The organism is Nostoc sp., from assembly GCF_036917815.1.
In the GTDB taxonomy this organism is placed as follows: domain Bacteria; phylum Cyanobacteriota; class Cyanobacteriia; order Cyanobacteriales; family Nostocaceae; genus Nostoc.
This window is the reverse complement of the sequence record NZ_JBALEK010000051.1, coordinates 1-15,279: the sequence shown is the minus strand read 5'-3', so window position 1 is coordinate 15,279 and position 15,279 is coordinate 1. Positions and strand designations below refer to the sequence as shown.

Genomic DNA, 15,279 nt, shown 5'->3' with positions numbered 1-15,279 from the left:
AATTAGGTATAGTATTTTGATAATTACTAATCCTTGATGACCAAAGATCAGATCATTCTTGCCTGCCACATATCAAATTACTACCCATCACAATTTTTGAGGTTAATCACATGACATTTTTGTATAGCAATAGCCATGAAAATGAGGTTCTAATCTCGGAAGTAGAAAATATTAATGGTGACCCGAATATAGCGAATATTGCTAGTAATGAAATATCTTTATTAAATGCGATCGCTCAGGAATTTAAAACTTGGCGGCGACAGTTGCAAGACATCGCAACTTATATGCGCCAAGCACCAGACGTTGATACACTACTCAAAATCACTGTAGCGCAAATTAGAGAAAAGATTGGCTGCGATCGCGCCTTGATTTATCAGTTTACTTCTCTGGAATCAGGTAATGTTTTAGCAGAATCCAGAACACTAGGTTGGACACCGACTTTAGGCGAAAATATTCCAGTAATTATTTTTGGGTTATATAGCAATAAAGACTATATAGAACCTGTAGTTATTGACGATATCAATCAGATTCAACTTACCCCTTATCAAAAGCAGCTGCTAGATAAATTTCAAATTAAAGCTAGTTTGAGTTTACCAATTGTAGTGGAAGGTAAAGTATGGGGGTTACTGTCAGTAAATAATTGCCAATCAACCCGGCAGTGGCAAGAGGTAGAAATTAGTCTCCTAGCTCAAATTACAACAGAACTAATCTACAAATTACAGAGTTTTGAATTTAAGAAAGAACAACAAAATCAAGCACAGGCAAAGAAATCAGTAGCTAAAGTCATTGATAAAATTCTCCACGCATCAAATATCGATAAGATTTTCCAAACAACCACTCAAGAAGTACGTCAATTACTAAAATGCGATCGCGTAGCCGTTTATCGCTTTAAACCTGACTGGAGTGGCGAGTTTATCGCGGAAACAGTGGGTAATGGTTGGATAAAAATGGTCGGTCCTGATTTTAATATGGTTTGGGAAGATAGCCACTTACAAGACACTCAAGGAGGACGTTATGCCAAGGGTGAAAGCTTTGTGGTTAAGGACATTTATCAAATGGGTCATGCTCAATGCCACATTGATATTTTAGAACAGTATGAAATGAAAGCTTACATCATTGCGCCTATATTCAGTGGAGAGAAATTATGGGGCTTGCTGGCAGCTTATCAAAATTCTGGACCGCGTGATTGGCAATCTTGGGAAGAAACCTTTTTAACTCAGATTGGCTTGCAATTTGGTGTGGCAATATCACAAAGAGAATATGTCGAGGAAGTGCAGAGGAAATCTGATCAACTAGCTCAGATACTTGAACAAGAGAAAGCTTTAACCAAAATAGTCGATCGCATCCGACAAACCTTAGATGTAGATACCGTCTTCAAAATAACCACTCAAGAAGTACGGCAATTACTAAAATGCGATCGCGTCGTAGTTTTTCGCTTCAATCCCGACTGGAGTGGTGAATTTGTCGCTGAGTCAGTAGTTAGTAATTCGATCAAACTGGTAGGACCTGATATTAAAACTGTCTGGGCAGATACCTACATCCAAGAAAATAAAGGGGGTCGATATATCCAAGGTGAAAGCTTTATCGCTAATGATATCCATGAGGTAGGTCATTCTCCCTGCCACGTTAACATGTTAGAGCAGTTGGAAATTAGAGCCTATGTGATTGTACCTGTATTTTCTGGGGAAAAATTGTGGGGATTATTAGCAATTTATCAAAACTTTGTATCTCGTGATTGGCAACCTTGGGAAGTCAGCTTTTTGATTCAAATTGGCTCTCAATTTGGTGTAGCTGTATCACAGGCAGAATATCTTGAACAAGTGCGAATTAGATCTGTACAACTAGCTCAGTTAGCGGATCAAGAGAAAGCTTTCACTAAGATAGTCAACCGCATCCGCCAATCTGTAGATGTAGATAGCGTCTTCAAAACAACCACTCATGAAGTGCGTCAATCACTCCGATGCGATCGCGTCGCAGTCTATCGCTTTAACCCTGACTGGGGTGGTGAATTTGTCTCTGAGTCTGTGGGTAATGGTTGGACAAAACTGGTAGGCCCTGATCTTAAAACCTTTTTAGATGATACCTATTTGCAAGAAACTCAGGGAGGTAGGTATGTCAAAGGTGAAAGCTTTATCGTTAATGACATCTATAAAGCAGGGCTTGCTCCCTGCCACATTGAGATTTTAGAGCAGTTTGAAGCCAAAGCTTACATAATTGTTCCTATATTCTTCGGCGATAAATTGTGGGGCTTACTGGCAGCGTATCAAAATTCCAGCATCCGTGAATGGCAAAGCTGGGAACTTAACTTTTTGCTTCAGACTAGCTTACAATTTAGCCTAGCTAAATCACAGATAGACTATTTGGAATTAGTTCGGGTAAAATCTGAGAAACTAGCTCAGTTAGCGGAACAAGAGAAAGCTGTCACAAAGATCAGCAACCGCATCCGACAATCTTTGAATGCAGAAGATATTTTCAAGATAACCACTCAAGAAGTGCGACAATTATTGCGATGCGATCGCGTCGCTATCTATCGCTTCAATCCTGACTGGAGTGGCGAATTTGTGTCTGAGTCAGTAGCTCATGGTTGGGTAAGACTGGTAGGCTCCGATGTCAAAACTGTCTGGGAAGATACCCACTTACAAGAAACTCAGGGAGGTCGATATGCCCAAGGTGAAAGCTTTGTTGTAAATGACATCTATCAGATGGATCATTTACCCTGCCATATTGAGATATTAGAACAGTTTGAAGTCAAAGCTTATGTAGTTGTTCCTGTATTTGCTGGGGAACAATTGTGGGGTTTGCTGGCAGCTTATCAAAATTCGGGAACTCGTGATTGGGAAGAATCGCAAGTCAGTTTGTTAGCACGTATTGGCAGTCAGTTAGGACTGACATTACAACAGACGGAATATTTGCAACAAGTACAAGCGCAGTCAGCAAAATTAGCAGAAGCAGCAACACGGGAAAAGGCAGCCAAGGAGTTACTACAACAACGATCTATTCAACTCCTAATAGCCCTTAGACCCGCTCTTAATGGCGACTTAACGGTACGCGCACCAATTACAGAAGACGAGCTAGGCACGATCGCCGATGCTTACAATAATACCCTGCAAGCACTGCGGCAAATCGTTATTCAGGTCCAGGGGGCTGCTCAACAAGTTGCCCAAACTTCTAGCGATAGCGACGCTTCACTGACGGGACTGACCAATCTGGCGCAACAACAATCTGAGGAAATTACCGCAGCTTTAGGCGAAATTCAACAGATGGTGGACTCTACTCAAGCTGTGGTGGCAAATGCAGAGTTAGTGCAACTAGCAGTCCAACAAGCCAATCAAACTATAGAGTCTGGCGATACCGCGATGAACCTGACTGTCAAAGCAATCCAAGGAATTCGTGAAACTGTTGCTCAAACTAGCAAAAAGATTAAACGCCTGAGTGAATCCTCGCAAAAAATCTCCAAAGTGGTGAATTTGATTGGTAATTTTGCCACACAGACAAACGTATTGGCTTTGAATGCAGCCATTGAAGCCACCCGTGCCGGTGAATATGGCAAAGGCTTTGCAGTTGTAGCTGATGAAGTCCGTTCTTTATCTCGCCAGTCAGCAGCAGCAACCATCGAAATAGAAAAATTAGTCCAAGAGATTCAAGCAGAAACCGGAGAAGTTGCAGTAGCGATGGAAACTGGCATTCAACAGGTGGTAGAAGGTACAAATCTTGTCAATGACACTCGCCAAAACTTAAATGCGATCGTTTCTGCAACTGCCGAAATTAGTCAGCTAATCGAGCGAATTACCGCAGCGACTCAAAAACAAATGATGCAATCTGTAACAGTAACTAAATCAATGCAAGATGTAGCAGGAATTGCTAATAAAACTTTTGCTGAATCTAAAGAAATTGCTACTGTGTTCCAAGATTTATCAGGGATGGCAAAAGACTTATTAACAACTTCTGGTAAGTTTAAAGTCAACTAAATTTTAGATTCTGGATTTTTGATTATGTATTAGTACTTACGCTGTAGGGGCAATTCATAAATTGTCCCTAAGAAGAAAATCATTCTTTTCAGCTATTGTTTGCGTAAGTCCTGTGTATGAATGAGGAGGATTTGAAGCGGAGAACAAAGCAGCTAGCACTGCGAGTAATCCGCTTAGTAGAAAGCCAGTCCACAGAGCCGAACGGCAGAGGTCATTGGCAAGCAACTAATCCGTTCAGCAACATCTGTGGGAGCTAACTATCGGTCAGCTTGTCGTGGTAAGTCAACCGCCGATGTCATTGCTAAATTCAGCTTGCGAGAGTAAAAAGCCGATGAAAGTCTTTATTGGATGGAACTTATTGTTGAGGTTGGTTTATTACCACTAGAAAAAGTGAGCAATTTGATGTCAGAAAATACCGAAATTCTAGCAATGACAGTTGCATCAATTAAAACTTTACGCAACAAATCCAAAATTTAAAATCTAAAATATGATTACAGATAAAGAAATTCGCGAACAAGGATACATCTACTTTCTGGCTGAAGCCCCAGAATTAGTTCAAATTATCGAGCAAGAACTATTTAGCTTGTCGGAAGGTTATAGCATTGCTAAAGTTCACAATTTAATGCGGGCTACTCATACACTTAAAGGTGGAGCCGCTAATGTTGGGCTAGAAGTAATTAAGATGATAGCCCATTTTTTAGAAGATGTCTTTAAGGCTCTATATAATCCTAAAGTAGTAGTGGATGCTGAATTAGAAACACTTTTGTTACAAGGTTATGATTGTCTTAGCATAGCATTAAATACTGAGCTAATAGGCAGTACTGTTAATGATGAAGAACTGCTACATCGAGCAACTTCAGTGTTTGCAGAACTGCAAGAAAAACTGGGTGATGCCTTTGGTGCTGAGTCTCATATTCCCACTTCTCAAGAATTGGGATTTGATATTGTGCAGTCAGTTTTTGAAGTCGGAGTAGAACAACGTATAAATAGTATTGCTGACGCTGTTAAGAATCCACCAAATAGTGACGAATTTATCGAGTTTTTACACTCTCAAGCTGAAGTATTTTTCGGCTTGGCAGAATCTCTAAATTTACCTGGATTGGGAGAAATTGCCCAAACAATTCTATCAGCGCTGCAAGCAAATCCTACCCAGGTGCAGCAAATTGCAGAAATTGCCCTTGCAGATTTGCAACAAGCACAAAAATTAGTATTAGCAGGCGATCGCACATCTGGCGGTGAGGCTTCTCCAGGTTTGCGAAAACTTACAACAGTGGCAAATAATGAGTTATCTGGAGAATTGCAAAATAATTCATCTCATGGCACATTTATCATCAATGAAGAACAATTTTACCAGTTTATCACTACATCTGATCGCAGTAAAAACGAATCTGTCAAACCAACAACTGCCAAGTTTTATTTAAAAGTAATTCGCTACATTTTTGGCTGGTTTAATCACCAGATGGAAATACCAGAGCCAGAACTCAGTTTGACTTTACTGGTTCCCACATTAGAAACAAAAACTCTAGTTAATTATATCGGAAATTGGCTGAAAAGTTTTCTTGATTTTGTCCAAGGTGAAGAAGATAGTCAAAGTCTTTGTATTTATCGACGCGGTATCATCTTAATCATCCTATTTGCGGTTGCAAAATTTCAATATTCTCTTAACCCGTCTGATAGCTACCTCTCAATAATTAAAATCCTACAGAACCAAATTCATAAATTAGCAAAAGAATATAAAAATTATCCTCCTGTAACTGGTGAAGAGAAAAATTGGCTTGATAGTCCCAAGTTACAAACACTGTTAGTTATTAAAGAGATATCTGTATCTCCTCAAGAAATTGATAACTTACTAGAAGCAATATGGGGAGAAGAAGCTAACCAAAATATTGCAGCTGAAGTAGTGACGATCCAGACTGATGATTCTTCAGAAAAGCTTGACTCATTAACTGTCAGTGAGCAGGTAGTTATAGATGTTTCTCAAACAGCTATTGAAGTCATACCTGATGTAGCTACACAAATCAACAACCAAATAGAATATAAATCACAGGATGTTCAAACTAAAAATTTGCGCCAACCTTCATTTATTCGAGTAGATACAGAGAGACTGCAACACCTCAATTATATAGCTGGAGAATTGCTGATTTACCAAAAACGGCGTAGTTTGCAAGATGAACAAATCAAAGAAATAATTGAGCAATTAGTACAGCAACTCACGAGACACCAAACAACTTTAAATGAATTACGTGATTTACCATTACAAATCCAAAATATTACCTCACAACAAACGCAAAATTTTGCAGCGAATTTTGACTCTCTAGAAATGGATGTATATACAGAATTTCACATGACATTGCATGAAGCAATAGAAGAGACACTGCAACTACAAGAAACCACAGAGTCTCTTGACTTGCTCGTGACGCAAGCTGCTCAAATTAGTGACAAGCAAGAGAATTTAACTCTTAATATTATAGATAGCTTAGTAGAATCACGAATGTCACCTTTAGGCAATATTCTGAATCGCTTCCCCCACATGGTAAGTAAGTTGGGGAATGTTTATGACAAACTTGTAGAATTGAAACTTACTGGTACTGAGGTACTAGTAGATAAAGCGATCGCAGAAAAGCTCTACGATCCCTTATTGCACCTAGTGCGTAATGCTTTTGACCACGGTATTGAAGCACCGCAAGTTCGCCGAGAGCTTGGTAAACCAGAACAAGGTTTAATCGAAATCTGCGCCTATCATCAGGGTAGCCAAACTGTTATCGAAGTTCGAGATGATGGTCAGGGATTGAATTTAGACAGAATTCGCAGAAAAGCTGTTGAATTTTATCCCATAGAAACTGAAGAAAAAACTAGGAGCTATGCTTCTAATCTGGCCGAGTCTGAACTTTTAGATTTGATATTTTCGCCCGGATTTTCTACTGCTAATAAAGTCAGCGAAATTTCTGGGCGCGGTATGGGATTAGATATTGTGCGTACTCAGATGCACGCACTCAATGGTTCAATTTCAGTTCAATCCTTACCCAACCAAGGAACAATATTCATCCTTAAAATTCCTTTTTCTATGACTACAGAAAAGTTAATGCTGGTTCAAGCCAAAGGTGTTGTTTATGGGCTTCTTTTGGACAATATCGAAAAAATATTGATTCCCTCTGAACAACAAATTAAAGAAATTGAAGGTAAAAAAGTCTTTCATTGGAACACAGACAATGATGAGACTATGGTCAGCCTCCGTCAATTTTCAAAGTTGATTGATTATAATGGTTCATTCACTAATAGTGCTACTCCATACAACACATCAAATAGTCATGACCCAAGCGTGGCGAAAAATCCGGTGCTTTTGCTACGACGAAATCAGGGAACGTTTGCTTTGGAAGTTGACCAAATAATTGGTGAACAAGAACTGGTAATTAGACCTTTAGGAAATGCGATCGCACCGCCAAAATACATTTATGGTTGTAGTAGTTTAGCCAATGGTAATCTCATCTTAGTCATTGATGCTTCATTGCTGGTCAAGTCTAGCGAGATCCAACAAACAACACTTAATATCAGGGCACTACCAGTAGCTTCTTCGTCAAATAAAAAAGCCTTACCGATATCAGGACATACTTTTCCATCTACACCATTACTCACTGCATCGACTTCCACAACAACTATAAAAACCCAACCCAGTTATTCTCAAGAGCCAGATAATAAATCACCAAAAGTTGTTTTAGTCGTAGATGATGCAATTAGTCTCCGACAAACTCTCTCTCTCACTCTGCAAAAATCTGGCTATCAAGTAATACAAGCCCAAAATGGTGTAGAAGCTCTAGAAAAGTTACAGCTACATCCTGAAATTCAAGTTGTCGTCTCCGATTTAGAGATGCCCCGAATGAATGGTTTTGAGTTGTTGAGCAATTTCCGTCAATACCCCAATTTAGAAAAAATACCTGTAGTAATTCTCACTTCTCGCAGCGCTGAAAAACATCGCCAGCTTGCTCAAGAATTGGGTGCAAAGGCTTACTTGACCAAACCTTATTTAGAGCATGAATTTCTTTCTACAATTAACAGCTTAATTAACAGTAATACAGGTGATTCAAACCATTTACTCATGGTGGCAAATCATTGATGCTTTTAGCTTGAAAAAACAGAATTTAGTAGTCAGAATTCAGAATTAAATTCTGTGGAATTGGTGTAAGAGGTTGTTTGAAAAGACCACTTCCCGACTGATTATCGGTGACATCGAAAAAGTCAAACTACCGTCGCACAAAGTTTTCAGGGTCAGCTTGAGCGTTGCCCAAAAATGGATAAAGTACAGCCAATATATCAGTTTACCAAACTTTACTCATATTCAGAATAAACCCAGGCAATATTAACTCGCCGCTAACGCTAGCAGGATTATTTAAACATTCCTCTGGCAATCCAGAACGATAAATATACACTTGACGGTGCTTACGGTCAATCAACCAGCCTAGCTGTATTCCTGGTTCCTTCATATATTCCTCCATTTTTTCCTTCAAAGTCTGGAGGTTGTCGCTGGGAGATTTGAGTTCAACTACAAAATCTGGACAAATGGGAGCAAACTTTCGCTGCTGTTCTGCTGAGAGACTATTCCACCGTTCTAGTTTAATCCAGGAAGCATCTGGCGTAGACACGGAGTGGCTTGTCGTCAGACATCGCTCTGCACCTGTTGATAACTTAAATCCGGTACTAGAGCTAAAAGTTATACCTGTACCATCTTGTTCTGACCAAACCCATAGCTGTCCAAATATATTACCTTCTCGATTTCCTGTCTCTGAACCAGTCGGAGGCATAATTACCAATTCTCCAAATTTATTTCGCTCAATGCGTAAATCATGATTCACCTGACAGAACTCAAAAAATTGTTCGTCTGTCATTTGCATGGATGAGGGAATTTGCAAAACCAAAGGGGATGAAAACATCGGTATTTCCTCTAGATTCTACTCAAATACTACTAAAAATCTGGTTATAAAGCCTTGAAACATTGGCTGTGAGGTGGCTTAATCTAGTTAGATTATTTTCCAATACAAAACTTACTAAATATTCTATCTAAAACTGATTCTGTTACTTCCTCTCCGGTAATTTCTCCTAGAGCTTGAATCGCACCCCGTAAGTCAATTGTCCAAAAATCCAGAGGAAATTGTTGGGCAATTGTTGCTTGTACTTGTTCTAAAGATATTTTAGCTTGAGTTAAGGCTGCTGCCTGTCTTTGGTTAATGGCTAAATCCATATCAGCAGCTTGCACTTTCCCTAATTGAACTATCTCTAAAATTGCTGTTTCTAAAACATCAATACCTTGATTCTGGGCTGCGGCTGTGACAATTTGGGATTTTGGGTTGCACCTTTGGTGCGCTTTCAGCGCAACTGGGATTTTCAATTGAATATTTTTCCTATCCTCTGCTTCTAATAAATCAATTTTGTTAATCACTATAATTAACGGACGGTGTTGTATCTGTTCGTAAATTTCTTGATCGCCTTGAGTCCAACCTGCGGAAGCATCGATGGTAAGCAAGACTAAATCAGCTGCATTGGCGGCACGATGCGATCGCTCCACGCCAATTTTTTCCACTTGGTCTGTTGTTTCTCGAATCCCCGCAGTATCTAGCACTTGTACGGGAATTCCCCCGACAACTAATTGAGATTCGACAACATCGCGGGTTGTACCGGGTAAATCAGTCACAATGGCGCGATCGCTCCGGCTCCAAGCGTTCAATAAGCTGGACTTACCCACATTCGGACGCCCAACAATTGCCACTTTTAAACCAGTGCGTAGCAATTCACCTTTGTCTTTGGTTTCCAATAATCTAGTTATTTCTGCGGCAATTTTATCAATTTCTGATATAATTGCTTTATCATCCAAAGGCGGTAGGTCTTCCTCAAAATCAATCCGAGCTTCAATTTCTGCCAAAATATCCAAACAGTTAGCGCGTAACTGACGAATTGGATGAGCTAATTTTCCTTGTAACCCAGCTAAGGCACTTTGAGCAGCTTGGGGCGATTTAGCTCCCACTAAATCAGCAATACCTTCGGCTTGAGTTAAATCCAATCTTCCATTTAAAAAGGCGCGGAGAGTAAATTCTCCAGGTTGCGCTAGTCTAGCCCCATTTTCCAAACACAGTTGCAATACCTGCTGCACTGCCATAATTCCCCCGTGGCAATGGAATTCGACGACATCTTCACGGGTATAAGAACGGGGTGCTTTCATAATCAACAACAGGGCTTCATCCACTAGTTGTTGCGTCTGGGGATGGCGAATGTAACCGTAGAGAATCCGGTGACTTTCCCAAACTTGTCGCCCTGGTGCATGAAAGAGACTTTGGGCGATTGCTATTGCTTGGGAACCAGATACCCGCACAATACCAACACTACCCTGTTGGGGAACAACAGCAGTAGCGATCGCGGCTATAGTTCCAGTCGTAGCAAAAATTTCCGACATGAGCGCCCTTTTTGAGAGTTAGGAGTTATACCAATTCTGTATGAAGATGCGCCAAACTACATGAGGAACGAACCGCATTCGCGTTAGCGTCTCCCCTTCTCACATTGGGAGAGGCTAGCGCCAAGGGAGAAGGGCGCATACTCCTAGGTCGAAGTTGGCAATGAGAACTCACGTTAATTTACTCCTGCTAAACTTTTAATAAAGGTAACTGATGTTAGCAACAAAGGCACGAGGAAAGGTTCAATGAATACTGTTGTGCTTAATCTAGAACCGATTGCTCATTTAACCGATGAGCAATTTTATCAATTGTGTATTGCCAATAGCGATTTAACCCTGGAAATGAATGCAGCCGGAGAATTAATAATTATGCCACCAGTCGGAGGAGAAAGCGGAAATCAAGAAGCAGACCTAATTACAGACTTGAATAATTGGAATCGTCAAGCTAAATTAGGGAAAGTTTTTAGTTCTTCAACTATCTTTATACTTCCAAATGGTGCAAAACGTTCCCCTGATGCGGCTTGGGTAAAGTTAGAACGGTGGGAAGCTTTAACACTAGAACAGCGAAAAAAATTTCCGCCACTTGTACCCGATTTTGCAATTGAACTGCGTTCCGAGACAGACCGGCTTGCACCTATCCAAGCGAAAATGCAGGAATACATAGAAAATGGTTTGCGTTTGGGTTGGCTAATTAATCCTCAAGATAAGCAAGTGGAAATTTACCGACTTTTGAAAGCTGTAGAAGTTATTCAAATGCCAGCGATTATTTCTGGAGAAGATATATTACCTGGATTTGAGTTGCAAGTATAGGTAGGCAATAAGTCTGACGGTATGGCTTTGCTTACGAACATTATAATGGTGATTTTTACTTTTTAACAGACGCTGGGCGATCGCAGCGGGTGTGATCTGCAACTGACAAGTTAAAATTTATCTGGAGCGTGATGCCTGATAGTGAAGAGTTAGGTGTGAAAATCATAACTCATAATTTTTAGAGAGGAATTTACTGTGGAGCAAAAAATTAACTGCGCCCAAGCTTGTGTTAAGGGGTGTGTTTTAGGGGATAAATGCCCCAATATCGAGTTTAGAGAGGCAGCCGCGAAATTTATTGAAGAGACTCCCTTAGATAAAATGCTGGAGTTGGCACAAGAACGTCTGCGAAAAAAAATGACGGAACCGCCAAAATGGGTTTTTCCTGAAGATCCATAGGATTCAGTCCAACAGGCACAAGCAAGATAGTGTGGAAGTTATATATATTTAATTCTCGCACTTTTGCCGCCAAGCGATCGCAGCGTTGCTTCTCTTCTTGTGCTGTGGAAACCAAACACCGAAATTTGTCAGGATTAAGCCATTCTCTAGCACCTAATTCTTCATCACCGCATCTAAAAGCACGTTGGCATCGAAACGGACTACATCGGTGCAAGGTAGCCCCGTTTCTGCTATTGTTTGAGCGATGCTTTCCTGGGCCGCAGACTCATCTAGATGGGCTGTATTCAGTGCTATACCCACTACAGAAACACTTCCAAAGGCACCTCCGGCGCTAGCAACGGTTTCATAAAGCCGAATCACCTCTGGTAAGGGCGGAATTAGTACATGGGGATGATTACGTACATGAACTTGTCCCGCCCGATGTACTAACACTAGTTGGGTTGGTTGCGAACCACGGATTAAGGGTAAAGTTGCCGTTGAACCAGGGTGTAGTAGTGAACCTTGTCCTTCAATGTGCAAAATGTCATAGTTTTTGCCATAGCGCATGACTATTTGTTCCACAGCACCGGCGGCAAAATCTACCCGCACGGCATCTAAAGGCACGCCGTCCCCTTCTAACATCACCCCAGTTTGCCCTGTGGCGAGGAATTTAGAACGCCAGCCCCGCAGTTTCGATGCCCAATGTAATTCTAGACTAGTTGACATTTTACCGATGGCCATGTCGGTTCCCACTGTCAATACCCGCCGACACGGGAGGGTGCGTGCCATTCCACTAGCAACGCTAATATTAGACGGTTCTTTACGCACATCCCAAATTAATTGTCCTGGTTTGAGCAGTGCATTTAATTCTGGGATACTTGCCATTGGTGTATGTAAACCATTCACCAGAGACATTCCAGCTTCTAAAGCATTTTTGATTTCCAGCCAGTAATCATCTGGTACAGCACCACCTCCGGGCGCAATGCCAATTACCAAAACTTCTGGCTTGTATTCCAAGGCTGCGGCTAGCGATGCCACAATTGGTACATCACGCTTGATACCTGTTAATTCTGGTAGGGATTTGCCAGCAGACTCGCGATCGATTACGGCTACAATTGGGGCTTCACTATAACGTAAAATTGCTAGCCCTGTTTTGCCCTGAGTCCCAGTAATTCCTTCATGAAGTAAGATAGCTACTCGTTGATTAAGTGGTAGACGCACTGTGTTGTACCCCCAAACCTGGTAAATCGTTTGGCAAAACTCTCCCTTCTTTTAGCAATGCACCTGTAAAGGGATCATCAATTAAGTTAAGGTGACTGTCTAAATCTAAATAATCAGCTAGTGGTGCTAGCTGTAATGCTGCTGTATTAGCTAGGGAACTGTCAGAATAGCAACCGAACATTACTTGCAACTGATATGCTCGCGCTGTATGTACCATTCGCATTGCCTCCGTTAGCCCCCCTGATTTCATGAGTTTGATATTAATACCATCCACGTAATTTGCCAAATGGGGAATATCGGCGCTTGTAAAACAACTTTCATCGACAAAGATGGGCAGGGGAGAGTTTTCTTTGAGTTTTGCTAAACTTTTTTCTTGTCCCCGTGGTAATGGCTGTTCTACATACTTTATACCTAAATCAGCCAGCCAATTGCACATTGCGATCGCATCTTCTAAACTCCAACCCCCGTTAGCATCAACAAAAAATTCCGGTTCCGGTGCTTCTTCCCGCACTGCTAGTAGCATTTTTTTATCTGCATCTATGCCATCTGGACTACCTAGCTTCACCTTGAAAAGGCGGACATCAGTAAACTTTAACCAGTCTCGCGCTCTCGCCCTGGCAGCTTCAGGCGAATTAATCCCAATTGTCACAGAAGTCGGGACTATTTGATTGCGATCGAGTCCCCAAATTTGCCACAAGGGTAATCCTACGCGCTTACCCAACCAGTCGTGCATTGCCATATCCAGGGCGGCTCTAACAGCAGAAGGAACCTGGTTTTGGATTAAAACTTGCTCAATTTGCTGTCTTTCTAAAGGGCTGAATGCTTGCAACAGTGGCACAACTTGCTCTAAAGCGTCTTTGATTGCATCAGTCGATTGCCGATGATTACCCACGCCAAATGGTGATGCTTCCCCCCAGCCTTCGATGCCATCGGCTGAAATCCTTACCCAGACATTCGTTGTCTGTGCTGTTGTACCGCGACTTATGGTTAAGGGAAATCTCTTATTTACTGTGAATAGATTTACATTTATTTGCATACTTGTTATACATATTATGATATTGCAAAAGCCACTGTACAGCAGTTTTCATGTATTTAGACCACAATTATAAGACCTAACCCCCAGCCCCTTCCCTACTAGCGTTGGGGAGAAAATCAAAGCCTCTCTCCGCACTTCGTGCCGCTACGCGAACGTAGGAGAGAGGTTTATTTGTGGTTCATTTACCTGAAAATCGCTGTAAGTTCAAAGTTTAGATGATCGGATGCATCTGTTATACTTTTTTACATTCATTGCTTAATGACTAAAGTTTTTAGAGATTATTTTGATGAACAACTTAAAAAAATGGAAGACTTTAAAATCAAAAATGGTTTTAGATCATCCTTGGTGTAAGGTAAGGCAAGATGAAATAGAATTGCCCAATGGTAAAATTATAGATGATTATTTCGTCAGTATTAAGCCGGAAGTTGCGATGGTTTTACCAATCACTAGTAATAAAGAAATTATTTTTGTCCGGCAATATAGACACGCCATCGGTGAATTTTTCTTGGAATTGCCAGCAGGTAATTTCGATCCCACAAAAGAGAGTGCAGAAGTAGCAGCAATTAGAGAATTTACAGAAGAAACTGGTTATATTTCCCAAGAATTTAGAAAAATCGGAACTCTATACGATAAACCGAGTAAGGATACCAATCAAATACACTTATTTTTAGCGGAAAATGTGAGTAAAGTTGGAGAGCAACAACTAGATATTACAGAAGAGATTGAAGTTGTATTTATTCCTCTAGAATTAGTTTTAGATAAAATTATTCAGGGAGAAATTTCTGTTGCAGGTACTGTAGCGGCTCTTTTTTTAGGTTTAAATTTTCTAAATTATTAATAATCCAAGGGTTAATTACAGGGAAACCCAACAAAATCAACGAAAATCGGCGGGAATCCTATCCTTTCAAAGGGTGGGAACAATACGGTTTGGTTAGAGATTGTTTGAAAAGTTTTTTGTATACGCCTAACCCTTGGAAATCCCCCTTCTTAAGGGGAGCCAGCGCGGTCTTCTCCCTTGGCGCTAGCCTCTCCCTTTGGGAGAAGCTAGCGCCAAGGGCGATAGCGCAGCGTTAGCGAGTCCGTGAGCGTCTGGGGGTTTCCCCCATGAGCTACTGGCGTGGGTTAGGGGGGATCAACAAATATTTGATACTTCTCAGACATACTCTTAGAGGTTGTTTGAAAAGTGTTTGGCTGTGATTTTAAGTACTTCTATAGCAGTCCTAAATCATTCGTAAACAATAAGATCCCCGACTTCTAAAAGAAGTCGGGGATCTTAGTCTCTCGATTTTCACAACTCATTTAGGATTGCTATATATAGATACCCCCGAACCCCCCTTGAAAAGCAGGGCTGATTCATTCCCTAAAAGACCTTAATTTACAAGCGTATCAGTCAAAAAAATCAGGTTTTTAAACACTCTAATTGGGTCAAAAAC

General features: G+C 40.9%; 9 protein-coding genes and 1 pseudogene. 6 read left to right on the top strand and 4 right to left on the bottom strand.

Going from position 1 to position 15,279, the window contains the following annotated elements:
- The first annotated feature begins 110 nt into the window (after window positions 1-110).
- The 3 genes and pseudogenes from V7K97_RS14940 to V7K97_RS14930 all read left to right on the top strand — a co-directional run bounded on the left by V7K97_RS14940 (window position 111) and on the right by V7K97_RS14930 (window position 8,079).
- Window positions 111-3,968, top strand: a complete 3,858-nt coding sequence (locus tag V7K97_RS14940; protein ID WP_334801819.1) for a GAF domain-containing protein — start codon at window positions 111-113, stop codon at window positions 3,966-3,968.
- Between the two features lie 246 nt (window positions 3,969-4,214).
- Window positions 4,215-4,445: pseudogene (locus V7K97_RS14935) on the top strand (four helix bundle protein).
- 10 nt (window positions 4,446-4,455) lie between these two features.
- Window positions 4,456-8,079 (top strand): hybrid sensor histidine kinase/response regulator, encoded by a 3,624-nt coding sequence (locus V7K97_RS14930; protein ID WP_334801818.1) that lies wholly within the window; start codon window positions 4,456-4,458, stop codon window positions 8,077-8,079.
- A gap of 202 nt (window positions 8,080-8,281) precedes the next feature.
- Here the strand turns inward: V7K97_RS14930 and V7K97_RS14925 are convergent, their stop codons facing one another.
- Both V7K97_RS14925 and mnmE read right to left on the bottom strand, forming a co-directional pair.
- Window positions 8,282-8,893 (bottom strand): Uma2 family endonuclease, encoded by a 612-nt coding sequence (locus tag V7K97_RS14925; protein WP_334801817.1) that lies wholly within the window; start codon window positions 8,891-8,893, stop codon window positions 8,282-8,284.
- 92 nt (window positions 8,894-8,985) lie between these two features.
- Complete coding sequence (gene mnmE / locus V7K97_RS14920; RefSeq protein ID WP_334801816.1) at window positions 8,986-10,407, bottom strand: tRNA uridine-5-carboxymethylaminomethyl(34) synthesis GTPase MnmE; 1,422 nt, start codon at window positions 10,405-10,407, stop codon at window positions 8,986-8,988.
- Window positions 10,408-10,650: 243 nt separating this feature from the next.
- On the opposite strand from mnmE, the gene V7K97_RS14915 reads away from it, so the two are divergent.
- Together V7K97_RS14915 and V7K97_RS14910 are read left to right on the top strand one after the other, a co-directional pair.
- On the top strand, window positions 10,651-11,214 hold the full coding sequence (locus V7K97_RS14915) for a Uma2 family endonuclease (protein ID WP_334801815.1): 564 nt from the start codon (window positions 10,651-10,653) through the stop codon (window positions 11,212-11,214).
- A gap of 195 nt (window positions 11,215-11,409) precedes the next feature.
- Window positions 11,410-11,610: a hypothetical protein gene (locus V7K97_RS14910; RefSeq protein ID WP_334801814.1), complete on the top strand. Its 201-nt coding sequence runs from the start codon at window positions 11,410-11,412 to the stop codon at window positions 11,608-11,610.
- Window positions 11,611-11,763: 153 nt separating this feature from the next.
- Here V7K97_RS14910 and V7K97_RS14905 read toward each other — a convergent pair whose 3' ends face one another.
- Both V7K97_RS14905 and V7K97_RS14900 read right to left on the bottom strand, forming a co-directional pair.
- Window positions 11,764-12,810, bottom strand: a complete 1,047-nt coding sequence (locus tag V7K97_RS14905) for a DUF1611 domain-containing protein (RefSeq protein ID WP_334801813.1) — start codon at window positions 12,808-12,810, stop codon at window positions 11,764-11,766.
- Window positions 12,794-13,846 (bottom strand): dipeptide epimerase, encoded by a 1,053-nt coding sequence (locus V7K97_RS14900; RefSeq protein ID WP_334801812.1) that lies wholly within the window; start codon window positions 13,844-13,846, stop codon window positions 12,794-12,796. The genes V7K97_RS14905 and V7K97_RS14900 overlap by 17 nt, the downstream gene beginning before the upstream one ends.
- A gap of 286 nt (window positions 13,847-14,132) precedes the next feature.
- Between V7K97_RS14900 and V7K97_RS14895 the strand changes: the two genes are divergently transcribed.
- A complete protein-coding gene (locus tag V7K97_RS14895; protein WP_334801811.1) occupies window positions 14,133-14,684 on the top strand; it encodes an NUDIX hydrolase in 552 nt (183 codons plus the stop codon).
- The last annotated feature ends 595 nt before the right edge of the window (window positions 14,685-15,279 follow it).